The 25386-nt window shown below is 40.5% G+C and carries 18 protein-coding genes, 2 tRNA genes and 3 rRNA genes; 10 read left to right on the plus strand and 13 right to left on the minus strand.

Annotated elements, in window-relative coordinates:
* Positions 1-2 precede the first annotated feature (2 nt).
* From ibaG to K6I41_RS15970, 8 genes are all read right to left on the minus strand, one after another.
* Positions 3-254, minus strand: a complete 252-nt coding sequence (ibaG, locus tag K6I41_RS15935; RefSeq protein WP_004794487.1) for a BolA family iron metabolism protein IbaG — start codon at positions 252-254, stop codon at positions 3-5.
* A 138-nt stretch (positions 255-392) separates the two neighbouring features.
* Complete coding sequence (gene hpf / locus K6I41_RS15940) at positions 393-731, minus strand: ribosome hibernation-promoting factor, HPF/YfiA family (protein WP_004641296.1); 339 nt, start codon at positions 729-731, stop codon at positions 393-395.
* Between the two features lie 165 nt (positions 732-896).
* The gene (locus K6I41_RS15945; protein WP_192836425.1) at positions 897-2345 is read right to left on the minus strand and encodes an RNA polymerase factor sigma-54; all 1449 of its coding nucleotides are present in this window, start codon (positions 2343-2345) and stop codon (positions 897-899) included.
* 324 nt (positions 2346-2669) lie between these two features.
* Positions 2670-2784: ribosomal RNA gene (gene rrf / locus K6I41_RS15950) — 5S ribosomal RNA — on the minus strand.
* 179 nt (positions 2785-2963) lie between these two features.
* A 23S ribosomal RNA gene (locus K6I41_RS15955) occupies positions 2964-5856 on the minus strand.
* A 352-nt stretch (positions 5857-6208) separates the two neighbouring features.
* Positions 6209-6284: transfer RNA gene (locus K6I41_RS15960), tRNA-Ala, on the minus strand.
* 55 nt (positions 6285-6339) lie between these two features.
* Positions 6340-6416 (minus strand) — tRNA-Ile (locus K6I41_RS15965).
* Positions 6417-6475: 59 nt separating this feature from the next.
* Positions 6476-8013 (minus strand): 16S ribosomal RNA (locus tag K6I41_RS15970).
* The 16S, 23S and 5S rRNA genes sit together here with 2 tRNA genes alongside, the layout of an rRNA operon.
* Positions 8014-8585: 572 nt before the next feature.
* On the opposite strand from K6I41_RS15970, the gene K6I41_RS15975 reads away from it, so the two are divergent.
* From K6I41_RS15975 to K6I41_RS16005, 7 genes are all read left to right on the plus strand, one after another.
* Positions 8586-9464, plus strand: coding sequence for an MlaA family lipoprotein (locus K6I41_RS15975; RefSeq protein WP_225995796.1), 879 nt, complete (start codon positions 8586-8588; stop codon positions 9462-9464).
* Positions 9465-9573: 109 nt separating this feature from the next.
* Positions 9574-10542: an RsbU family protein phosphatase GigA gene (gene gigA / locus K6I41_RS15980; protein WP_013198910.1), complete on the plus strand. Its 969-nt coding sequence runs from the start codon at positions 9574-9576 to the stop codon at positions 10540-10542.
* 102 nt (positions 10543-10644) lie between these two features.
* Positions 10645-11166 carry an anti-anti-sigma factor GigB gene (gigB, locus tag K6I41_RS15985; RefSeq protein ID WP_002117273.1) on the plus strand — a complete coding sequence of 174 codons (522 nt, stop codon included), beginning with the start codon at positions 10645-10647 and terminating at the stop codon, positions 11164-11166.
* A gap of 26 nt (positions 11167-11192) precedes the next feature.
* Entirely contained in the window at positions 11193-12017 is an 825-nt protein-coding gene (locus K6I41_RS15990; protein ID WP_151989396.1) for a carbon-nitrogen hydrolase family protein, read from the plus strand.
* Positions 12018-12031: 14 nt separating this feature from the next.
* Positions 12032-12406 carry a DUF4951 domain-containing protein gene (locus K6I41_RS15995; RefSeq protein ID WP_004794496.1) on the plus strand — a complete coding sequence of 125 codons (375 nt, stop codon included), beginning with the start codon at positions 12032-12034 and terminating at the stop codon, positions 12404-12406.
* A gap of 165 nt (positions 12407-12571) precedes the next feature.
* Positions 12572-13009 (plus strand): MarR family winged helix-turn-helix transcriptional regulator, encoded by a 438-nt coding sequence (locus K6I41_RS16000; protein WP_107880782.1) that lies wholly within the window; start codon positions 12572-12574, stop codon positions 13007-13009.
* A gap of 87 nt (positions 13010-13096) precedes the next feature.
* Positions 13097-13528, plus strand: a complete 432-nt coding sequence (locus K6I41_RS16005) for an organic hydroperoxide resistance protein (protein WP_002117290.1) — start codon at positions 13097-13099, stop codon at positions 13526-13528.
* Between the two features lie 56 nt (positions 13529-13584).
* Here K6I41_RS16005 and gspE read toward each other — a convergent pair whose 3' ends face one another.
* The gene (gene gspE, locus K6I41_RS16010; RefSeq protein ID WP_151989395.1) at positions 13585-15075 is read right to left on the minus strand and encodes a type II secretion system ATPase GspE; all 1491 of its coding nucleotides are present in this window, start codon (positions 15073-15075) and stop codon (positions 13585-13587) included.
* A 96-nt stretch (positions 15076-15171) separates the two neighbouring features.
* Here gspE and K6I41_RS16015 point away from each other — a divergent pair, with 96 nt between their 5' ends.
* Both K6I41_RS16015 and K6I41_RS16020 read left to right on the plus strand, forming a co-directional pair.
* Entirely contained in the window at positions 15172-15993 is an 822-nt protein-coding gene (locus K6I41_RS16015; protein ID WP_004794502.1) for a DUF432 domain-containing protein, read from the plus strand.
* Between the two features lie 9 nt (positions 15994-16002).
* The gene (locus tag K6I41_RS16020) at positions 16003-16920 is read left to right on the plus strand and encodes a mechanosensitive ion channel family protein (protein ID WP_049837853.1); all 918 of its coding nucleotides are present in this window, start codon (positions 16003-16005) and stop codon (positions 16918-16920) included.
* Here K6I41_RS16020 and K6I41_RS16025 read toward each other — a convergent pair.
* Positions 16910-19714, minus strand: a complete 2805-nt coding sequence (locus K6I41_RS16025) for a DUF2339 domain-containing protein (protein ID WP_250374774.1) — start codon at positions 19712-19714, stop codon at positions 16910-16912. The genes K6I41_RS16020 and K6I41_RS16025 overlap by 11 nt on opposite strands.
* Positions 19715-19868: 154 nt before the next feature.
* Between K6I41_RS16025 and polA the strand changes: the two genes are divergently transcribed.
* On the plus strand, positions 19869-22640 hold the full coding sequence (gene polA, locus K6I41_RS16030) for a DNA polymerase I (RefSeq protein WP_250374775.1): 2772 nt from the start codon (positions 19869-19871) through the stop codon (positions 22638-22640).
* 52 nt (positions 22641-22692) lie between these two features.
* Here the strand turns inward: polA and K6I41_RS16035 are convergent, their stop codons facing one another.
* Genes K6I41_RS16035 through tilS form a run of 3 tightly spaced genes read right to left on the minus strand, consistent with a single transcriptional unit; the run spans position 22693 to position 25375 of the window.
* Entirely contained in the window at positions 22693-23262 is a 570-nt protein-coding gene (locus K6I41_RS16035) for a YggT family protein (protein ID WP_004794512.1), read from the minus strand.
* A 21-nt stretch (positions 23263-23283) separates the two neighbouring features.
* Positions 23284-24120 (minus strand): pyrroline-5-carboxylate reductase, encoded by an 837-nt coding sequence (gene proC / locus K6I41_RS16040; RefSeq protein ID WP_081399200.1) that lies wholly within the window; start codon positions 24118-24120, stop codon positions 23284-23286.
* Complete coding sequence (tilS, locus tag K6I41_RS16045) at positions 24092-25375, minus strand: tRNA lysidine(34) synthetase TilS (protein WP_250375799.1); 1284 nt, start codon at positions 25373-25375, stop codon at positions 24092-24094. The genes proC and tilS overlap by 29 nt, the downstream gene beginning before the upstream one ends.
* Positions 25376-25386 lie beyond the last annotated feature (11 nt).

A 25386-nucleotide genomic window follows, 5' to 3' on the forward strand; every position in this document is an offset into this window, starting at 1 on the left:
ATTTAAGCTCCGAAAAGGCTTGCTTTACGCCATTCATCTTTGGTCATTGCACGAATTGTTACCGCGTGAACTTCCCCACTTGCAATATAAGTATTTAATGGTGCATAAACTAATTGTTGACGAGCCACTGTACGCTTACCTTCAAATTGATCATCCACAATACGGAGGTCAAATTTTCCGGCCTGTCCGCTCACCGCTACTTCCGCTACAGGGAAAGCTTCTTTTAAAATTTGAGTGAGCTGTTCACTATTCATTGCAAAGACCTCTGACACAACCTAAGGGGTAAAACGGAGTATTTTACTATAACTTTTTCCAAGAATTCAGTACGTGTTTATATTTTATCAATAAAAAAGAGGCTATCTTTCAAGCCTCTCTTAAATTAACAAAACTTATTAAACAGAAACAGTAACTTGCGAATAAGTACATTGCATTTTTCGATATCTTAATAATTGTCTTTTTAATTTTTCTGTCAATTTTTTAATTGAAGTATACATATCATCAGCGGTTGCCTGAGCAAACAACTCAATCCCCGGCAATCTTACTATAGCCTCTGCAACATGATTTGAACTGCCCTTATGAGAGCGCTTATCAATTTGATGATCTTTTGTTAATTTAATCTGCATACTATTCACCTGGTCTAGGTGTTTCGTCAATTGATTAAACTTTGATTTAATATTTTCTTCTATAGCTGGTGTAATTGCTAAATGATGTCCACGAATCGTTATTTGCATAATTCTATCCCTCACCTTTTTTAGGTTATTTAAAGAAGAACTAAAACGATTTAATGCTATCAAAAAAAATTAGGACAATTAAACCATTTTAGCGGCTCCTCTTGGTGAAATTAAAATTTCATTATTTCGTCATAATGAATCTCTAGAATAGCCATACTTCAAAATTCAGATCAAGACTTTTCTTTCAGACGATGAAGGAATATGTAACGATTCACGATATTTTGCGACAGTCCTTCTGGCTACTTCAATCCCTTCATCTTTCAACAATGTGGCAATTACATTATCTGACAAAGGTTTACGCGGGTTTTCACTTGCTACAAGTTTCTTAATCATTGCACGAATTGCAGTGGAAGAAGCCTCTCCACCAGCAGTTGTACCTACATGGCTAGAGAAAAAATATTTCAATTCAAAAAGGCCACGTGGAGTAAGCATATATTTATTTGTGGTTACACGAGAAACTGTAGATTCATGCAATTCTACTTCTTCAGCAACATCTCGAAGAACTAATGGTTTCATTGCTTCTGCACCGATTTCCAAAAAAGCTTTCTGATGCTCCACAATACACGATGCTACTTTTAATAGTGTTTTATGTCTTTCATCAATGCTTTTAATAAAGTTTTTCGCCTCAAGCATTTGATTACGCAAATATAAATTATCTTCACTCTGGTCTGCTCTACGAATCATACTGGAGTAAAAAGAGTTAATTCTTAATTTAGGTAATACATCTGGGTTTAGTTGAACCTGCCAATGTAAATCTTTTTTAGAAACTACTACATCTGGGATTTGATAATCTGACTCTTGTTTATCAAAATCCATACCTGGATATGGTTTCAATGTTTTTAAAAGATTGATTGCAAACTTTAATTGGTCTTTTGTTAAACCCGTTTGTTTGAGTAATTTATTTAAATCATTTGCTATCAAAAGCTCATAATATTGCAATAAGCTTTTTGCTTCGTTTAAATATTCAACATCTTTTGGTAGAAATTCGAGTTGTATTTTTAAACATTCCGCTAAATTACGTGAACCGATCCCTAGTGGATCAAGCCGTTGAATATGCTTTAAGACGACTAGAACCTCATCTTCTTCAATGTCTTCTTCGATATCTATCTCATTTAATAATTGTTGAGCTGCTAAAACTATTTCTTCTATTTCAGCATCTAAGAAACCTTTATCATCTAATGCATCAACAATACAATAAGCAATTAATTGATCTATTTTAGAAAAGTGCAAAAGATTAACTTGTTCTAAAATATGTTCCTTTAGAGATAATTGAACTTGACGATTATCCTCTCGCTCTTCAAATTCTGGAGTAGCCAATGCTGTTGATTGATGAGTATAAATATCATCCCAATCAGTATCGACTGGTAAATCATCAGGCAAATGGTTTGCATTTAATTCAGTTGTTAAGTCATCTGAGTCTTTGCTTTCTAACGCAGATAAGCTTTCTGTTATTGATTCTTCTTCTATTTTTTCAAGTAAAGGATTACTATCTAGTTGAATTTGAATTTCTTGTTCAAGCTCTAAGCTAGAAAGCTGTAACAAACGAATCGCCTGCTGCAATTGAGGCGTTAACGATAAAGAATTCGCAACTTTCAACCCAACAGATAATTTCATATTTTAGATTCCATTAAACAAGCAAAAATCATGCCTACTTAATATTTATAACATATAGCTTCTACTTATCATATATATTGGTGTGAAATTTCCATAAGAAAAAGTAGATCTTTAATGAAAAATTTTGCTGCATAGCTAATTAAAATGTCGGTTTAGCAGCCCATTTCTAACTTTGAATAGGTTCGAGGTTTCCTTCCTATATAAAAAAGGACTCTTATAGAGTCCTTTTTATTGTCTTACTGCATCTAAATTAAACAATCTGATTCAATTCATGCATAAAGAAACACCCCGGGCTCTTTCGAGACCGGGGTGTTTAGAATAATGAGCTGGCGATGACTTACTCTCACATGGGAAACCCCACACTACCATCAGCGCTAAGAGGTTTCACTTCTGAGTTCGGGAAGGGATCAGGTGGTTCACTCTTGCTATGGTCGCCAGCACAACTGGTATGGATACTTGCATTGGTCTTAATATGCCGATGCGTTTTCCAAATCTTTGCAGATGGGCTGATTGAATCTTACTTTATTTGTTCATTTTAGCTAAGCGTATAACTAAATCAAGTTGCTTTGCATATTAATGAATCGATTGATGCTTTATATACAACTGCTTGGGTGTTGTATAGTCAAGCCTCACGAGCAATTAGTATTGGTCAGCTTCACATATCACTATGCTTCCACATCCAACCTATCAACGTCCTAGTCTCGAACGGCTCTTTAGAGGACATAAAGTCCTAGGGAAATCTTATCTTGAGGTAGGCTTCCCGCTTAGATGCTTTCAGCGGTTATCCCTTCCGAACATAGCTACCCGGCGATGCGACTGGCGTCACAACCGGTACACCAGAGGTTCGTCCACTCTGGTCCTCTCGTACTAGGAGCAGATCCTCTCAAATTTCCAGCGCCCACGGTAGATAGGGACCGAACTGTCTCACGACGTTCTAAACCCAGCTCGCGTACCTCTTTAAATGGCGAACAGCCATACCCTTGGGACCTGCTTCAGCCCCAGGATGAGATGAGCCGACATCGAGGTGCCAAACACCGCCGTCGATATGAACTCTTGGGCGGTATCAGCCTGTTATCCCCAGAGTACCTTTTATCCGTTGAGCGATGGCCCTTCCATACAGAACCACCGGATCACTAAGACCTACTTTCGTACCTGCTCGACTTGTGGGTCTCGCAGTTAAGCGCGCTTTTGCCTTTATACTCTACGCGTGATTTCCGACCACGCTGAGCGCACCTTCGTACTCCTCCGTTACTCTTTAGGAGGAGACCGCCCCAGTCAAACTACCCACCAGACATGGTCCTCGCCCCGGATTACGGGGCAGAGTTAGAACCTCAACATTACCAGGGTGGTATTTCAAGGACGGCTCCATTGGAACTAGCGTTCCAACTTCAAAGCCTCCCACCTATCCTACACAAGTAAGGTCAAAGTTCAATGTCAAGCTGCAGTAAAGGTTCACGGGGTCTTTCCGTCTAGCCGCGGGTACACTGCATCTTCACAGCGATTTCGATTTCACTGAGCCTCTGCTGGAGACAGCGCCGCCATCATTATGCCATTCGTGCAGGTCGGAACTTACCCGACAAGGAATTTCGCTACCTTAGGACCGTTATAGTTACGGCCGCCGTTTACTGGGGCTTCGATCAAGAGCTTCGCTTACGCTAACCCCATCAATTAACCTTCCAGCACCGGGCAGGCATCACACCCTATACGTCCACTTTCGTGTTTGCAGAGTGCTATGTTTTTAATAAACAGTTGCAGCGGCCTGGTTTCTGTGGCTGCCAATAGCTCAGACCGCAAGGGTCATCACCGTCAGCAGCGTACCTTCTCCCGAAGTTACGGTACCATTTTGCCTAGTTCCTTCAGCAGAGTTCTCTCAAGCGCCTTGGTCTACTCGACCTGACCACCTGTGTCGGTTTCGGGTACGATTCCTGTGTAACTGAAGCTTAGAGACTTTTCCTGGAAGCATGGTATCAGCCACTTCGCTGTACAAGTACAGCTTGCTATCAGATCTCAGCATAGAGCACCCCGGATTTGCCTAAGATGCATGCCTACTTCCTTCCACCTGGACAACCAACGCCAGGCTGACTTAACCTTCTCCGTCCTCTCATCGCATTACACAGAAGTATTGGAATATTAACCAATTTCCCATCGACTACGCCTTTCGGCCTCGCCTTAGGGGTCGACTCACCCAGCCCCGATTAACGTTGGACTGGAACCCTTGGTCTTTCGGCGAACGGGTTTTTCACCCGTTTTGTCGTTACTCACGTCAGCATTCGCACTTCTGATACCTCCAGCATACTTCTCAATACACCTTCATCGGCTTACAGAACGCTCCCCTACCACTTGACTAAAAGTCAAATCCGCAGCTTCGGCACATAGTTTTAGCCCCGTTACATCTTCCGCGCAGGCCGACTCGACTAGTGAGCTATTACGCTTTCTTTAAAGGGTGGCTGCTTCTAAGCCAACCTCCTAGCTGTCTATGCCTTCCCACATCGTTTCCCACTTAACTATGATTTTGGGGCCTTAGCTGGCGGTCTGGATTGTTTTCCTCTTGACTACGGACGTTAGCACCCGCAGTCTGTCTCCCGGATAGTACTCATAGGTATTCGGAGTTTGCATCGGTTTGGTAAGTCGGGATGACCCCCTAGCCGAAACAGTGCTCTACCCCCTATGGTATTCGTCCGAGGCGCTACCTAAATAGCTTTCGGGGAGAACCAGCTATCACCAGGCTTGATTAGCCTTTCACCCCTATCCACAAGTCATCCCCTGGCTTTTCAACGACAGTGGGTTCGGTCCTCCAGTTAGTGTTACCCAACCTTCAACCTGCTCATGGATAGATCGCCTGGTTTCGGGTCTATACCCAGCAACTAAACGCCCTATTAAGACTCGATTTCTCTACGGCTCCCCTATACGGTTAACCTCGCTACTGAATATAAGTCGCTGACCCATTATACAAAAGGTACGCAGTCACCGAACAAGTCGGCTCCCACTGCTTGTATGCATGCGGTTTCAGGATCTATTTCACTCCCCTCACAGGGGTTCTTTTCGCCTTTCCCTCACGGTACTGGTTCACTATCGGTCAGTCAGGAGTATTTAGCCTTGGAGGATGGTCCCCCCATATTCAGACAAGGTTTCACGTGCCTCGCCCTACTCGTCATCATTATGTGTGCCCTTTCGTGTACGGGAATATCACCCTCTACGTTCGCACTTCCCAGAGCGTTCCACTAAAACACACATAACTTAATGGGCTGATCCCCGTTCGCTCGCCGCTACTAAGGGAATCTCAATTGATTTCTTTTCCTAAGGGTACTGAGATGTTTCACTTCCCCTCGTTCGCCTTGCAACACTATGTATTCATGTTGCAATACCTACCTTAAAGTAGGTGGGTTCCCCCATTCAGAAATCTCCGGATCAAAGGATATTTGCCGCCTCCCCGGAGCTTATCGCAGGCTATTACGTCTTTCATCGCCTCTGACTGCCAAGGCATCCACCACATGCACTTAATTACTTGACTATACAACCCCAAACAGTCGTCAACACTTACAAGTGAGTGTTGTCCGTGCGATTCTTCATCGCTACTATCTGTTGTCCGTGTACTTAAACACTGTACAGCTTCAATCTAAATTCATATACCAAAACGCTTGATTCAGTTAATTTGCTAGTTCTCAATTCATCTAGATTAATTGCTTAATCTAAACTCTTGAGTGAACAATTTATTTCAGACTCAATTTTGCCAATCTGTTAATGAATAAACACGCCTTCGTCAGGTCATGCTTAATACCGTGATACTTAAATCACAGAAGTTAATAAACCAAGATCTAAATCTCTATTTACTAATTTCTGTAATCCGAACTTCTCTTAAGTTCTGGTGGAGACTAGGAGAGTCGAACTCCTGACCTCCTGCGTGCAAAGCAGGCGCTCTACCAACTAAGCTAAGTCCCCAGCTTACATCATCAGTCATGTATCTTTTATCTATAACTTCAACCAGTCAAAGTCATGGTGGGTCTGACAAGACTTGAACTTGTGACCCCACGCTTATCAAGCGTGTGCTCTAACCAACTGAGCTACAGACCCTCAGATACATCTATGAAGAACAACTTGTTGTGGATTCTTACCAATCGTCAATCTTTCGTTAAGGAGGTGATCCAGCCGCAGGTTCCCCTACGGCTACCTTGTTACGACTTCACCCCAGTCATCGGCCACACCGTGGTAACCGCCCTCTTTGCAGTTAGGCTAGCTACTTCTGGTGCAACAAACTCCCATGGTGTGACGGGCGGTGTGTACAAGGCCCGGGAACGTATTCACCGCGGCATTCTGATCCGCGATTACTAGCGATTCCGACTTCATGGAGTCGAGTTGCAGACTCCAATCCGGACTACGATCGGCTTTTTGAGATTAGCATCCTATCGCTAGGTAGCAACCCTTTGTACCGACCATTGTAGCACGTGTGTAGCCCTGGCCGTAAGGGCCATGATGACTTGACGTCGTCCCCGCCTTCCTCCAGTTTGTCACTGGCAGTATCCTTAAAGTTCCCGACATTACTCGCTGGCAAATAAGGAAAAGGGTTGCGCTCGTTGCGGGACTTAACCCAACATCTCACGACACGAGCTGACGACAGCCATGCAGCACCTGTATGTAAGTTCCCGAAGGCACCAATCCATCTCTGGAAAGTTCTTACTATGTCAAGGCCAGGTAAGGTTCTTCGCGTTGCATCGAATTAAACCACATGCTCCACCGCTTGTGCGGGCCCCCGTCAATTCATTTGAGTTTTAGTCTTGCGACCGTACTCCCCAGGCGGTCTACTTATCGCGTTAGCTGCGCCACTAAAGCCTCAAAGGCCCCAACGGCTAGTAGACATCGTTTACGGCATGGACTACCAGGGTATCTAATCCTGTTTGCTCCCCATGCTTTCGCACCTCAGCGTCAGTGTTAGGCCAGATGGCTGCCTTCGCCATCGGTATTCCTCCAGATCTCTACGCATTTCACCGCTACACCTGGAATTCTACCATCCTCTCCCACACTCTAGCTAACCAGTATCGAATGCAATTCCCAAGTTAAGCTCGGGGATTTCACATTTGACTTAATTAGCCGCCTACGCGCGCTTTACGCCCAGTAAATCCGATTAACGCTTGCACCCTCTGTATTACCGCGGCTGCTGGCACAGAGTTAGCCGGTGCTTATTCTGCGAGTAACGTCCACTATCCCTAGGTATTAACTAGAGTAGCCTCCTCCTCGCTTAAAGTGCTTTACAACCATAAGGCCTTCTTCACACACGCGGCATGGCTGGATCAGGCTTCCGCCCATTGTCCAATATTCCCCACTGCTGCCTCCCGTAGGAGTCTGGGCCGTGTCTCAGTCCCAGTGTGGCGGATCATCCTCTCAGACCCGCTACAGATCGTCGCCTTGGTAGGCCTTTACCCCACCAACTAGCTAATCCGACTTAGGCTCATCTATTAGCGCAAGGTCCGAAGATCCCCTGCTTTCTCCCGTAGGACGTATGCGGTATTAGCATTCCTTTCGAAATGTTGTCCCCCACTAATAGGCAGATTCCTAAGCATTACTCACCCGTCCGCCGCTAAGTGATAGTGCAAGCACCATCACCCCGCTCGACTTGCATGTGTTAAGCCTGCCGCCAGCGTTCAATCTGAGCCATGATCAAACTCTTCAGTTAAAAATCATTTTGCACCTTATTAAAGACAAGGTGCCAATTCTGGCTCATCAATTTTCTGACTTAAATTTCGCTCAAATAAACTTCGAGTAATTTAAACCAATCAATCAATGATAATATTTCGATCAATCAATCAGTAAAAATCCACACAAGTTGTTCTTCAATTCTCTTAATGATCTTCTTCCTGGTTCGTCACCAGCAAGCTAGGTCGGCTATATTACTCTTAATCTCTTAAAAGTCAACAGGTAATTTCGATATTTTTAAAACTTAATCTCAAAACCAACTTCTCATCAAATTCATCACTTAAAGTAACCAATCTAATTCCAAGTAACTGTTTTTCAACAAGTTCTTATCTGCATCACCGCCGATGGATGTGCATTATAGACCATTAATAACCTTTGACAACCCTTTTTTTAATTTAACATTACCACATGTTCGTTTTTTAGTCATTTTAGCATTTTATCTATATTATTTGATCAATTTTACCTTGATAATAGGTTATCAACTTTGTATTAAAACATATCTCCACCCAACTGCACATTAAGTATTAGCCTGGCTGGCGGTTAAGGAATTATATGAATTATTCTAATTTAATTTTACTAAGCGTGTTATCTGTAGGTGTTTGTACCTCTATATATGCTCAAGAAAACACGGTAAGTGAATCTACTAATGCGAGTTCATTAGAAGAAACAGGGCCAAACCATCCCCGTTCACAAATTATTAAAGATCTAAAAAATATTAAAGTTAAAGATTTAAAAATTAACGCAAATGCAGCTCAACCAGATCTTGTCAAAGATCCTTTGCAATCATTGAACCGTCCAATTTATTCTTTTAATGATATGTTGGACCGCAATTTTTTGCGTCCAGTTGCCGTTCAATATAGAGAAAAAACCCCAGAAGATGTACGTGGCTCTTATCGCCAATTCCGTAAAAATCTTGGTGAACCATGGAATGCTGTCAATCAGCTTATTCAAGGTCGTCCTGGTCGTGCAGCAAAAACTTTAGGCCGATTTACAATTAACACCTTAACCACTCTTGGTTTGGCTGATCCTGCAAGTCGCTTAGGTTTACCAACTGAAGAAGAGAATTTTGGTGTAACTCTTGGCTACTATGGCGTTCCTTCTGGCCCATTCCTTATGTTGCCTTTTTTTGGTCCAAGCACCTTACGTGATGGTTTTGGTTTAGCAGTAGATGCTCAAGCTCGTCCACAAAAATACGTTATGGATGATCAAGAAGGTCTTTATTGGTCGAGTAATCTATTACAAGCTGTGGATACACGCGCCCAATATCTTGACTTAGATCAAACCTTACAAGGTGATCAATACGCTATGATTCGAGACTTATACCTCCAGCGTAAAGCATTCCAAATTGCAGAGAAAAAGGGCGATTCTGCCGATGTGTCTTTCATTGATGATGACTCAGAAGATACACCAGATGAGAATCAAAACCCTTAACATGAAATTAAGGTATTGCTTGCATTAAGAGTTCGGCAATACCTTGATTTTGATCATACATACTCTATGATGAATAAAGTGATCATATAAAAGGACTACCATATCTTCTATGTATTTTATTAAACCGACACGCTCTATTCCTTATTTAGAGCAAGCTTTGGATAAACTGCCAGGCTTACAAGTCATTAACATAGATGATTTAGATTTATATGATCCAACCATCATTGCAATTGCAGATGTACAAGATTTCCTGACTTATAAATGGAATTTGCCGACGGTTGTAATTGCTTTTGAACACGAAGGTGCTGCTTTAGCGCATGCATGGGAAGCAGGTGCTCTTGCAGGTTGGGTGTGGAATCAGTTACCTAGCGATTTAAATAAAGCTCTATCAAGAATTGATGCTCAATATAAGCGTAACCAAGATAGTCGTGATTTACCTTCGGCTGCTGAACTGCAAAAACGTTTATTGCCGAATCCAATTGATTTATTAAATTATGAAGTCGAAACTTTTTTTCAGCCTTCAGCTTATCTTTCCGGTGATTGGTACGACTATTGGAAATTAAATGACAAAGAAGTTTTATTCTATCTTGCTGATGTTTCAGGCCATGGTGTAACCAGTAGTTTATTAACATCATGGATGGCAGCATTTCATGGTCGCTCTAAGACCCCAAGACAATTAATAAAAAAATTAAATGGGATGTTAGTTCAAGAGAATATCGAAAAGCACATTACGATTGTGGTGGGTATTTTAAACCTTGAAACACATACTCTTCGCTGGTCAAGTGCTGGGCACTACCCTCCTCCTATTATTTTTGAGCCTAATCAGGCACCGAAGATTCTAACAACGAGCAGTTTCCCACTAGGTTTAACTGATGAACTTGAAGTTGAAGAGCATATTTGTACATTAAATCGCCATGCTCGCTTCATTGTTTGCTCGGACGGAGCCCTCGAACCTTTTGATGGTGGTTTAAACGATCAGTTCCAACAATTGGTCCATCATTTGCAAAATCAATCATTTCAAGCACCCGATCATGTGGCCGATGATATTGCCATCTTCAGTCTTTGTCGAATGAATTAATTTACGAATCAATTAATTACATAATATACGACTTAAGGACTCTTGAGTCTGGGATGGCACTATGTGATAATTTTTGTATCCTTCTCTGAAAATGGCATTTATATGTCAACAGGTCATGTTGAATATGCAAGTTTAAATGGAACGCATATTTTCAAACTTATTGGTGAAGTGCGAGCCCATTCTTGTATAAGTCTAGACAAACTTTTAAACAGAATTGAACAGCAAGAGAATGTTGTAGGTGCAATCGTTGATTTAACCCAAACAACATTTATTGATAGTACTGTATTAGGCATCCTAGCTAAGCTGGGTTTAAAGCTTAAACAGACTCATCATATTCAAGCTGTGATGCTATCTACCAATCCAGATATCACAACCTTAGCCAACAGTATGGGGCTAGGGCAAGTTTTTGTCATTTTGAATTATTGTGGTGATCCTAACGTTTGCACATTAACGTTAACAGATGAACAAATCACTCATAATGCAATGCTAAGAACTGTTCTGGATGCACATAAGACATTGATGAAACTCAATGCAAACAATCAGAATATGTTTGAGCCACTTGTTAAGCAGTTACAGAAAGAACAAGATACTCTTGAACAGGTATCGGACAAACAAAATGCCTGATTTTCAACACTAAGCCGGATTAGAATATGACCCTCGTTTCTGTTGCTCAAATGAACTCTCAAGATGATATTGAAAATAATTTTCAAGTCATTGAGTCATTGATTCAACAGAGCAAGGCACAAAATGCCAGTTTGATTGTTTTCCCCGAAAACTTTGTATGTTTTGCGGCTGGAAAACAACGTGAAACTGCTGAGCAATTTGAATCTATTCAACAAAGGCTTGAGAAACTCGCACATCAATATCAAATCTGGATTGTGGCTGGCACTTTACCCTGTCCCTTCCGTCCAGATGGATCCACTATTCAAGATGGTCGCGTCCGAACTGTTAGCCTCTGTATTAGCCCTGAGCGTACAGAAGCGCGTTATGACAAGATCCATTTATTTGATGTACAAGTGGGTGATGCTGTCGGTGGTTATCAGGAGTCTCGTTTCTTTGAACCAGGAACAGACGTAATAGTCACATCTACCCCTTTTGGCAATATTGGCTTAATGGTATGTTATGACTTGCGTTTTCCAGAGCTTGCTCTAACGCTAAGACAACAAGGCGCTCATATTCTTACTGCCCCTGCTGCATTTACCTATACAACTGGACAAATGCACTGGCAGCTTTTGTTACAAGCTCGGGCAATGGATAGCCAATGTTATGTTTTAGGTGCAGCACAACAGGGCTGGCATGGTGAAAAACGACAGACCTGGGGACACTCTGGGGCAACTGATAGTCGTGGCCAAATTTTAAGTATGATTGGATATGAAGGAAATGGTTTAATTACTGTGCCCTTTGATCTAACAGCGCAAGATCTCGTCCGCTCTTCAATGCCTCTAATGACACACCGTAAATTAATTCACTATTAAAAGTTTAATTATTCATGTGGAAATACTTATTTAGCTTTTTTTGCTTGGGGGCAAATATTCATTGTTATGCTGAGTTTGGGACAACGAATCATTTCGTTTCACCAACGGCACAGCTCAAATCAGATATTCTTCCCTCCACTCCTAAAGATATTCCTTTGCCTGCATTTGGCCAGAGAATAATTGGATGGGGAACGGGTGCAGAAGGCGCAAGACAACGTTTAGAAAATATTCAGCCAGCAGATGTTTCTATGATTAAAAAACAAGGAACAACGCTTGAAATGATTACTGCATGGCAAGATTTTTATGAACAAGAGCAACAACGCAATGCAAATAATCCTACCGCCAAATATCGTGCGCGTTTAATGAAAAAAATTGCAGATCTGTGGTAGATAATTTTATCTAAAATATTTTTATGTTATGGAATAATTGGATTAATTATTCCATTTTTTATGTCTCTTAATTTACTTTATTCATAACCTATTCTGATGAACATTTAAGAAACTGAATAGAACGCGATATACTACAAAAGCAATATGAGTTTCTTTGAGGAATATATGGACCAAGACTGTCAAAACTTAAAGCTTGAGAATCAATTGTGCTTCCTCATTTATTCAACAAATTTAGCGCTTAATCAACTCTACAGAAAACTTCTCGCGCCTTTGGGGCTTACCTACCCCCAATATTTAGTGATGTTAGTTTTATGGGAACAGGATGAAGTGACTGTTTCAGAAATTGGAGCTAAACTTTTTTTAGAATCATCCACCCTCACTCCTATCTTGAAAAAGTTAGAAGCCCTGCATTTGCTTCATCGTACACGCTCAACTCAAGATGAGAGACAAGTGATTATTACACTTAGCGATGAAGGAAAAAAATTAAAAGATCAAGCATTGGATATTCCCGCAGGCGTACTAGAAGCAAGTTCATGTGACATGACAACACTATTAGGCTTGAAAGATCAACTTACCAAACTCCGTACAAACCTAGTTAAATAAACAGCAATTTTTCAAAAAATATACTTGTCAAAATAATTAAGTCGTGTACGATATATTTGTATTCAATTTATTTTAGGAATAAAAACGATGTCATTAGAAAAAGTTGTTTATCGTGCAAAAGCTAAAGCAACCGGTGGTCGTGATGGCCGTGCAACTTCATCTGACGGTGTATTAGATGTACAACTTGGTGTACCTAAAGAAATGGGTGGCGCTGGTGGTGCCGTAACAAACCCTGAGCAATTATTTGCAGCTGGCTATTCAGCATGCTTTTTAGGCGCTTTAAAATTTGTTGCAAACCGCGATAAATTTAATATTAGTAAAGATGCTTACGTAGAAGGTGAAGTAGGTATTGGTCCAATTCCTACAGGTTTTAGCATCGAAGTAACTTTAAATGTTTACTTAGTGGGTATGGACCGTGAAGAAGCTGAAAAATTAGTTGCAGCAGCTCATATTGTTTGCCCATATTCAAATGCAACTCGCAACAATATTGATGTAACTTTTAATATTGTGACTGAATAAGTTTCGATATAAAAAATGCCCGAATCATATCGGGCATTTTTATTGCGTGTTACAAATTAGACTTCGCTTGCTTCATTGGTTACTCGAAGCACTTCTTCAAGTGTCGTTTTACCTGCGAGTACTTTACGCAGACCATCATCACGAATAGAACCTGAATACTCACGAGCATGATTTTCTAATTCATATTCAGCCGCATTACCATGAATGAGACGACGCATCGGTTCATCAACTGGTACGATTTCATAAATGGCTGTACGTCCATTAAAGCCTAAATGTGAGCAATGGTCACACCCTTTGGCTTCAGGTAACTGCAACAATGGTTCATTATGAATATGTTGAAAAACCTGTTTTTCAAAAGTATCAGCTTCACGCCATGTCATACAATGTGGACATAAAGTACGAACCAAACGTTGAGCAATCACCCCAATTAAAGAGCTTGATAATAAGAAAGGCTCGATTCCCATATCTTTAAGTCGAGTAACCGCACCAATAGCTGTATTGGTATGTAGTGTCGATAAAACCAAATGTCCAGTTAACGATGCTTGAACTGCAATTTCAGCAGTTTCCAGATCACGAATCTCCCCCACCATCACCACATCAGGATCTTGACGTAACATTGCTTTTAAAGCACGAGCAAATGTCATATCCACTTTGGTATTCACTTGAGTTTGACCAATGCCTTCGAGTTGATATTCGATTGGATCTTCGGCAGTTAAGATGTTACGAGTATTGTCATTTAGATCAGATAGAGCTGCATATAACGTCGTTGTTTTCCCCGAACCTGTAGGCCCTGTGACCAAAATAATGCCATGAGGACGATGTACTAACTGAGTTAAACGTTCATAGTCATTTGCCATCAGTCCCAAATGGATCATATTAAGTCGACCAGCTTGTTTGTCGAGCAAACGCATTACGACCCGTTCACCATGTGAAGATGGTAAAGTCGAAACACGGACATCTACTTCTCGGCCTGCAAGGCGTAAAGAAATACGCCCATCTTGTGGCACACGCTTTTCTGCAATATCGAGTTTTGCCATGACTTTAATACGTGACACTAGCAACGGCGCCAACTCACGGCGCGGCTGTACAACTTCACGTAATTGACCATCTACACGTAATCGTACAGATAATTTCTTTTCGAAAGCTTCAATGTGAATATCAGAAGCTCCTACTCGAATTGCCTCTGAAAGTAGCGCATTGATCAGACGAACAATTGGAGCATCATCTTCCTGATCCATCAAATCTTCTGTCTCAGGAACCTGATCGGCCAAACTTAATAAATCAGGATGATCTTCTAAACCTGCTGCAACTTGTTGTGATTCCCCTGTATCGCCGGCATAGCTTGTACTTAAGAGCGTATTAAATTCTTGTTCACTACATAATTGGAAGTGAGCTGGCTTACCTAGAATTCGTCTTGCTTCCTGCAATGCAATTTTTTCAGTATTTTGACGTCTAATAATAAATACTTGATCACCGTCATAACGAAATAAAACACCATGACGCTTGGCAAAACTATATGGAACTTGTATTTGTTTCAATATTTGCATCACAATTTATAATGATGAGTAAGATGATTTTGAGTGTACTCTAAGCAGATTACAGCGTGAAGTCTGTTTAACAACTCGGTAGAGGAATTTTACGTCTTGTTTGAAAATAATGAATATCAGCCTCGCCCCCAGAATTCCTTAAAATGGTGGGGAGAACAGCGCTTTGAAATTAATCAGTCTAAAGCATGGCAATTTGGTTCAATGCTTTTTCGTCTAACGCGCGGTATAAAAGAATGGCGTATCGAATATTATCGCCCATCTCTTCAAGACGATAATGAGCAAGATTGGCATCCAATTGCCGATCCGAATTTTGCCTTTCCGCATACTGTTCAAGTAGAACGCTACATGTTTCGGAAAACTAATCCAGAATTTTTACTTATGCCCCGTCTGGCAGACCGTTCTGTGGTCATTAAACCCGTTGATCCTATCTACATTCCAGCAGGTCAACGCGGAACTCTTTATATTAGTACACCACTATGGATTGCAGGTTTAGTTGAAAGTCAGCATGAGCCTTTGTTTGAGATTCCTGTGATTCAGCCTAAAGATACATGGTTTGGTCCTAATGCCCAGCAAGGTGAAATTTGTTATGCCACTTCTGTAGATGGGCGTACCGATTTGAACCTGTTAACGCCTCGAGCTTTTCGTGCTGTAACCCCAATTGATTTTCACAACACCAGTAATCATCAATTGCGTTTTGACCGCATGAACGTGCCCGTTACCGCTCTGCCTCTTTTTTATAGTGAAAGTACCGGTCGTTTATGGACTTCTCAAATTAAAGTTTATTATGAAGGCTCTGATCGTCCTGCACGAATTCGTATTGAAAACCGTACGCCCCCTCTTGCTGGTGAAGTGACCTATGTTCATCCACCACGTTCACCTGGTGGAGCATTATTCAATATGTTTGATTCATTCTTTTAAGAGGTTTATATGGCTGATACAAGTATTCCTAAGGATATCGCTGATAGCCTCACAAGCATATTTACCAATATCAATACCGAACGTATTAGTGAAATTTTAGTCGGTGTTGTGCTGTGTTTTATTGGTTTTGTTCTTGCCCGTATTATTTCAAATACATTTATTAGAACCATTGGTTCACGTTTTAATGCTCATCAACGTCTGGTGTGGCGTCGCGGTATTTTTTATTTTATTTTCTTACTCTTCATTATGACGAGTTTAAAAGAAGCTGGTTTTAAACTAAGTGTATTTCTTGGCGCGGCAGGGATTTTAACCGTAGCGCTCGGTTTCGCATCGCAAACTTCTGCCAGTAACTTAATCAGTGGTTTATTTTTGATTGGTGAAGGTTCATTTGAAGTCGGTGATACGATCCAGATTACACTCATTCGTGGAAATACAATTGAAGGCGAAGTGATCTCGATTGATTTGCTTTCGGTTAAGCTACTTACATTAGACAATGTGTATATTCGTTTGCCAAACGAACAACTCATTCGTGCTCCCGTACACAACTTATCTAAATACCCAATACGTCGTATTCCAATTACGCTCGCAATCAACTTCCATGAAGACATCATTAAAGTTCGCGAAGTTCTACTGAATGTAGCAGCTCATTATCCTCTTGTATTAGATGACCCAAAGCCTGCTGTTACAGTGACCGCATTTAGAGAATCATCAATTGAGCTTTTATTTACAATGTGGTGTCGACAAGAGAACTCTTTAAAAGTTCGAGATGAGATGCAAGAACGAATCCGAAATGGATTTTTAGATAACCGAATTGAAATTCCTGTTCCTAAAATGGGTTTGATTGATCGACCATCTAGTGTTTTTGCTGAAGATGATATCGATCAATACAGTAATCAAAAAGAATTAAATCGAGAGCCTAAAGCTTAGGCTCTTCATTTTTCTGTACAGTGGATGATGGTGGTAATGGCGCAAGATAAGCAATAATCAACATTACCCCACCCGCTCCAATAAATGAAATGACTCGAGTTAAAGTCGCACTTTGCGATAGATCAAGCAAAATCAGCTTTAATACCACAATCCCTAAAAGAGCAGCACCTACAAACCATAATTGACGAATCATTTTTCGGCTAGAGAAAGTAGTTAAAATGAATGCCAAGATTACCCAAAGCAATGTCAGACTTAACTGTACGATTCCATTTGTCCAAATTGCAGCACTCCAGAGTGGTGTTGCCCAGTAATAGTGCAACCCTCTGACCACCACACTACTGAATACCAACAACCCCACTAGAATTGTTGTAATTTTAAAAGTCCACTCCAGTGATTTATCTTGATCAAAAGCATGCTGATAAATAATAAAGAGTAGACCAGCAAATACTGAAATTGAAAGGAAGTCAGTTAAGTTAATCAAAGGAACAAAGTAAAGGTACTCAGCAGAATGCCGATCTACGCTCACTACTAGTAACCAAAGTAAGCTAAAACACCACACTGGAATTTGATGTAACAAGGTAGTTTTATGAGCCTTATACACCCAAAGGGAATAAATCACAGGAACGAAAGCCAGAGCAACAAGTGGCATTTGTGGAAATATTGCCAAACCAACCGTTGCTAATGCCAACCAGCTTAAACCAGACCAGACCTTTAAAGATCCAAACTGACCTGATTGCGGTTGAGCCATAATGAATAAAGCACTAAGAAGCGCTGCTGCAATAAGGAAAGTACCCTGCTGTAATATACTCGGCCATTTAAACATGCTGAATACTTGACTGGTAAAGGCCTCACCCAAAATTAACAACAATAACAGGCCAATTAAACTTAACTGTAAGCTCTGCCATTGGACCCTTAGTTTGTAGTGAACCACTACACTAAATATTGATAATAATAGTATCGCAATCATCAAATATGGGCTTAAGCCATGATGTTGCCATGTCAAAATTTCTATACCAGCGATAGCGCCTGCATACATACCTAAGCATAAGAAAATGCCGCTAAACATGCTGGCACTAAAATAGTGTTGCTCTTTACTGTTGTATTGCAATAAATAATAGGCTGAAATGAATTGGGCAATTGCATAAATGCTTGTGCTTAGCGTCGGGAACTCTGCATTCGCCCAAAATTGATAAAACAATGCAACTGAACTGAGTAAAACTAAAATTACACCAATATATCGGCTTAAACGGTAGCGCTCTGTTACTCCCCATACTATAAGGGCCGTACCTTGAGCAACCCAACCAATTGCAGTCCAATGTGCCCCTTTCGCGAGTGGAAAGATTAAGGCAAAAAATGCAACGGCAAGGATGAAAAAGCTTTTAGCAAGAACTGAAAGTTGAGGATGGGTCTTTTTGATCCAGAAAGTTAATACCGCATAAGTACCTGCCAAAACAGCAGCACCAATCGTCAACGCTTGAGTAGACTCATGAACTAAATAGGCATGTAGTGTAAAGCCTAGTACAGGCACACTAAAAATAAGACCCACATCTAAGAGCGGAGGTAAGCGAATACCCTCTTGTTGTTCACGTGCTGAAACTCGAGATATATTTTGGCTATAACGGACACTAAGCCAAATAAACAGAGCTATATGTAGCCATAAAATCCAGTCTAATGTGTCAAATTTTGCTGGTTCTGCATAAAAACCTATCGCGCTACCACCAATAAACATCGTGGCAAAGAAAGCAATCTGATTTAAGATTTTCCATGGTTGAATAAAATTAACCGCAGCAACAGCAAGATTAATGACTAAGTAGTAGCTAAATAGGAAGACTACATCTGGACGATATTGTGGAATAACTAAAGGGGCTGCATAGGCCATGCCGAGTGCTAAAATTGCCAAATAAATAGCTTGTTGTTCTAAACTCAAGAATACCGTAATAGCCAATAAGATCGTAAACAGAATACTGGCTGTAGTTAGATTGGCAATTACACCAAAATGATGCGAGAACACGAGTGTTAGGAATACAACAGCTAGTCCTACCCCCTGCAATGCCACAGCAAAAAGTTGATTTTTCCTTTGCAAGCTATATCCAAATGCCGTTAATACGCCTCCGGCAATTGCAATAAAACCAAGTTTTACACCTAAACTAAGTTGCCAGTGCTCACTTGCGAAACGCAATAGCAACACCACCCCAACCATCAACACAGCGACAGCAACTCTTAAAATTGGATTGCCATGAACCATCCAATCGACTGCTGGTTGCCACCATGTACTATTTACATGAGTTGGTTGTTCTGTTTGATTTAAAATTGCCGTTTCAATAGGGATTAACGTGTCAGTATTATTGGAATCAACTTGCACTACCGCTGGATTTATAACTTCTGTTTGTATAGTCTCATTTACACGAACAGTTTGTTTCACTGACTCGAGGTATAACAGTCGAGTATGAAACGCACTAATCGTTTGGACTAAACATAACAATAAAACCAGTAATGCCCCACCAGCAATCCACATCCAGTGATTCATATAAGCAACTAATGCAACCAAGGCGGCTGCATAAATCACTATTGTTTGCGTATGAATAGAATAAAGTGGTTTTTTCTGCTGAGAAAACTGTTGTTCTAAATGAGTCAGACGCTGATGCAGATTTGATAATAACTGAACCAGTACTACCACGAGTGCAATAGATAAAGCAGCAACAGCACTCTGAAATTTAAAACCAATTGAAATGGCTAAAAACAAAGTCAAAGCGATCAAAACGATGATCATTCCCTGTTTGTCTTTTTTATACATGGGCTTAGCAATATGACACCTTCATTACATGTCATCTTACTTCAAGCCAATACAAGCGTATATTTATACATACAAAATACTGCAAAAATCATAATCCTGCATTCATAGCCGTTTTCACGTAAAATACCCGTAATTCAAATTAAGGAATTGTTCAATGCCACCATTTGTCTTGGTTGATGGGTCCTATTTTTTATTTCGTGCATATCATGCATTACCACCATTGACGACCTCTACAGGGTTACATACCAATGCAATACGTGGAGCAATTTCTGCGATTCAAAAACTTATGCGTCGTATGCAACCGACGCATATGGCCGTGATTTTTGATACGCCTGAGCCAACTTTCCGTCATAAGCTTTCACCTATTTATAAAGGTGACCGCCCAACCATGCCTGAAGAATTATCTCAACAGATTCCATATTTACATGCATTGATTAAAGCTCAAGGTATTCCTTTATATAGTCTTCCAGGCGCTGAAGCTGATGATATTATCGGTACACTTGCTAAACGTGCCGTGCTTGAAGGCCATCATGTACTTATCTCAACTGGAGATAAAGACATGGCTCAGCTCGTCAATGATCATGTCAAACTTGAAGATAGCTTTAAAGATCGCGTAATGGACACCGATGGTGTATTTGAAAAATTTGGCGTTTGGCCAAATCAGATTATCGACTATTTAACGCTAATGGGTGATGCATCCGACGGTATTATGGGTGTTCCAGGCGTAGGTGCAAAAACAGCCGCTAAGTTACTGACCGAATATGGCACTTTAGAGAATATCATTGCCAATGCTGATCAACTTAAAGGCAAGATTAGCCAAAATATTAAAGATAATTTAGACAATATTAAGCTTGATCACCAGTTAGCTAGCATTGTCTGTGATCTTCCTTTAGAACTCGACTGGCATGAATTAAAGCTTACCGATCCAAATGTTGATGCCTTACGCAACTTATATACTGAGCTTGAGTTTAGAAATCAGTTACAGTCGCTTGATCATCCGAATAATCCCAACAGCTCTACTTATAAACAACAAGTTTCACAAGTAGTCGTTCAAGATGAAGTTAAACCAGCTGATTCTATAGAAACCGAAGATCAGGCAAGCTTAACCAGTCAAGATGACCAGCTTGGAACTGCAAATTATCACACTGTGTTAACTCAAGAAGCATGGGATCAACTCTTGCAACGCATGCAAAATGCTGATCATTTTGCCATTGATACAGAAACGACAAGCCTTGATTACCGTATTGCCGAGATGGTTGGTTTTTCAATCGCCTTTGATGCACAAGACGCTTATTATGTGCCTTTAGCGCATAATTATGAAAATGCACCACAGCAACTGGACCGTGAACAAATTCTGGCTCAAATTAAGCCTGTATTAGAAAATGAAGCGGTTAAAAAAATTGGTCATCACCTTAAATATGATGCCCATATCTTTGCTAATCATGGCATAAAACTTAAAGGCTGGTATTTCGATAGCATGCTGGCATCTTATGTACTAAATGCAGCAGCAACTCGTCATGGCATGGATGATGTAGCTCGTGTCTACTTAAGTCACTTGACCACTACCTTTGAACAAATTGCTGGTAAGGGTGCAAAGCAGAAGACTTTTAATCAAATTGAGATTGAAGTTGCTGCTCACTATGCAGCAGAAGATGCACATGTGACCTATCGTTTGTATGAAGTACTTTCAAACAAACTTAAACCATTTCCTGAGTTAGAAAATATTTTATATAACATCGAAATGCCAGTTGCCCGAATTTTGTCAGGCATGGAAGAAGATGGTATTCGTTTAGATCATGCTTTCTTAGATAAATTAAGTGTTGAGTTTGCAAAAACCATGGAAGGCCTTGAAAATCAGGCTATGGAAATTGCAGATGAAACTTTTAATATTGCTTCACCTAAGCAAGTAGGCGAAATCCTATTTGATAAATTAGGAATCAAAGGCGGTAAAAAAACTGCAACTGGACAATACAGCACCAGTGAAAGTGTTTTAGAAAAGATTGAACATCCTTTAGCGGAAATTATTCTAGAACATCGTGGTTTGGCAAAGCTAAAAAGTACCTATACGGACCGTTTAGTAGAACAATCTCATAACGACACGCATCGTGTGCATACGAGCTATCATCAAGCACTTACAGCGACAGGTCGCCTCTCCTCTTCTGATCCTAACTTACAAAATATTCCAATTCGTAGACAAATTGGCCGTCAGATTCGTAAAGCATTCATTGCACCAGAAGGCCGAGTTCTATTGGCTGCCGATTACTCACAAATTGAACTACGTTTAATGGCCCATTTTTCTCAGGATGATGCTTTAGTACATGCATTCCAGCACGGACAAGACGTTCACCGCCGTACCGCTGCAGAAGTATTGGGTATTGCAATTGAAGATGTGACGAATGATCAACGTCGCCAAGCTAAGGCAGTAAACTTTGGTCTACTGTATGGTATGTCTGAGTTTGGTTTGATTCGTCAGTTAGGTTTCACACGTCAAGAATCGCAAAATTATATTAAGCAATATTTCCAGCGCTATCCTGGCATCTATGAATATATGCAACGCACACGTCAAGTTGCATCAGAGCAAGGCTTTGTTGAAACTATTTTAGGCCGTCGTCTTTATACGCCAGATATTGATGCACGAAATGTGATGGTGCGTAAAGCTGCCGAACGTGCTGCAATCAATGCACCTTTACAAGGTAGTGCAGCTGATATTATTAAAATTGCTATGATTGAAGTCGATAAAATCTTGCCAAAAGATCAAGCCAAATTACTACTTCAAGTACACGATGAATTAGTTTTTGAAGCCGATCAAAACATTGCTGAAGAACTTTCCAAACAAATCGCAAAAGTCATGGAATCTGTTGTAGAAATTTCCGTGCCTTTAGTGGTTGAAGTAGGACAAGGACAAAACTGGGATGACGCCCATTAATTAATAGAAATAAAAAAGGGCTGTGAAATACAGCCCTTTTTATTGAGTTAGCTTAAAGACCAGTTAAGAGAACTTTAGCAACTTCATTCATTAAAATTTCGGCAATATAGAGTGCCAAAAATGCCAAAATTGGCGATAAGTCAATCATTCCCATATTAGGCAATAAACGACGGAATGGTGCGAGTAATGGTTCAGCTAAATCTTGAATCACTTCAATATAAGGTGAACGAGATTGAGTGAACATAACCACCCAGCTCAAAATGATTGTCGCGAAAATTAAATAACGGCAGAAACGAATCAAGTCCTGAATCATAGTCACAAATGTCAGAATCACTAAATGAATCGGACTATTTGGCATAGAACCAGACAGATACATCACACCGAAAATTTTCAGTAAATATAAAATAATTAAAAGAGCTAACGCAGCTAAATTAAACCGGCCTTTTGCGACCGTCGGAAAAATTCGGCCAAAAATATCAACAATTTTAGTCGCCTTTACGGTCGATAAAACCACAGGATTATAAGGACTTACTGCCGCCAATTGCATTAAAAAACGGAAAAAGACCAATAAAATCGCGACATTAATTAAAATTCCAAAAATTAGCGCAGAATTTGCACCCATAGTTGTCTTATCCTATTTAAGCTATTTCGCACTGTCACTCAATTCTTGAGCCAATTCTTGGCTACGCTTCTGTGCAGCAGCCAATGCAGATTGAATATTTTGGGAGATTTGTGCACGGTCAAAAACTTCAAGTGCAGCTTGTGTTGTACCATTTGGCGATGTCACATTCTTACGAAGTTCAGATGGAGTATTTGAACTGGTAATTGCCATTTGAGCTGCACCTAACGCCGTTTGAAGAGTTAACGCAGTTGCAACTTTTTCATCCAGTCCTAAATTTTTACCCGCACGGATCATACTTTCCATCAGATAGAAAAAATATGCAGGGCCTGAACCAGAAACTGCTGTTACCGCATCAATTTGAGCTTCGGAGTTTACCCAAATTGTTAAGCCTGTGGCCGCTAAAATCTGACTTGTTAATTCACGATCCGAAGTACCTACTACATCATTTGCATAGATACCGTGCGCGCCAGTTTGAACCAGAGCTGGTGTATTCGGCATAACGCGAACAATTCGATTGCTATCAATTAAGTTTGATATCGTTTGAATTTCAGCACCAGCAATAATTGAAATGACCAATTTATCTGATAAAAGACCTTTCAACGGACGTAAAACAGTCGCCAAAACTTGCGGCTTTACCGCTAGTACGACAACATCAGCATTTTGAATTGCAGCCACGTTATCTTGTGTTACGTGAACTTCTTTCTCTTGTAATAATTGACGGATCTGCTCAACAGGATCTGAAACAGTAATACGTGTCGGTGGTAAACCTCTTGAAATGAGCCCGCCAATTAACGCTTGGGCCATATTACCGCCACCAATAAAACAGATATTACAATTTACTGCACTTGCCATAACCATATTCGCCATTTACCAGATTACAAGAATGAGAAATTAAATCCGGTTGCCATCCTCCTTGCCCACAATACGGAGACTGAGCCAACCAAAATCCTTTCGGTGTAAAAACCCCAAGCATAACATTATCTATGACTAATATTTGAATTGTATGACGAAGCCAAGGCAAAATATGTGCTTCTTGAATTGCTTTTTTTAATGGCCATTGCCCAACACGACCGTATAAATGGACTTTTTCTCCACCTTGGCGTCGAATTATCGTCAACTTTTTATTTAATAAAGATGGAGCCAAACCGATATTTTTTTGTGTAATCTGAAAATACCCTGAAGCGTAATGCACTATTTCCCCCATTTGGAAATGATGCTCTGACTCAGCTTCAACCGGGTTTAATTTTTCAGCAAGAAAAACTTGCTTACTCAATCTATAAAGATGGTGTTGATAACGGACATAGTAAAACTGATTCCAGTGTAATGCTGCTTGTGCATCGGACTTTGAATCAATCACTTCATTTTTTAAACGCTCAACCATTTCAAATGCAGGTCGATATTGTCCATCACCTTTCATCCAAACTGAAAGTAATTGACGTTGACGGGCAACTGATAAATCTAAAAGTTTAGTTAAGTCTAAACACTCAGCAGTACCACAATGTTTTAAATCAGCTTTCAAAACTTCTTCTAAAATTTCAGAAGCATCTTGCATCAAATAGCTGGTTCGGCTCAGTGCTTGTTGCATTTTAGGAAATCTATTTTGTAAAAATGGCCAAAGTTCCTCACGCGACCATGCCCGATCATAATGAATATCGTAATTTGTCGGGTCATTTACATACTCAATTTCAAGTTGAGTAGTCCAATCAGCAATTTGCTCACGAGATAAGTCTAAAAAAGGACGCCAAATCGTCATATCTACACGGTAATCAATAGACTGCATAGCAGCTAATCCATCAACACCTGCACCCGATAATAAACGTAGTATTACCGTTTCAGCCTGATCTTGCTGATGATGAGCAAGTACTAAGATTTCATTCGGTTGCAAATGCTGTCGATAAGCTTGATAACGCGCCTGACGTGCTTCAGCCTCCAAATTACCATCGGCAACCTGAACTTTTTGAATAATAAAAGGAATATCTAAACGAGTAACTTGTTCAGCGACTAGTTTCCCCCACTCTGCACTTTGTGATTGCAGCTGATGATCGATATAGATTGCTCGGATCTTTTGAGGGAAAATTTGAGACATCAAATGTAGCAGCAGCATAGAATCCATGCCACCACTAC

Source organism: Acinetobacter sp. AS23, from assembly GCF_023612055.1.
Classification (GTDB): domain Bacteria; phylum Pseudomonadota; class Gammaproteobacteria; order Pseudomonadales; family Moraxellaceae; genus Acinetobacter; species Acinetobacter oleivorans.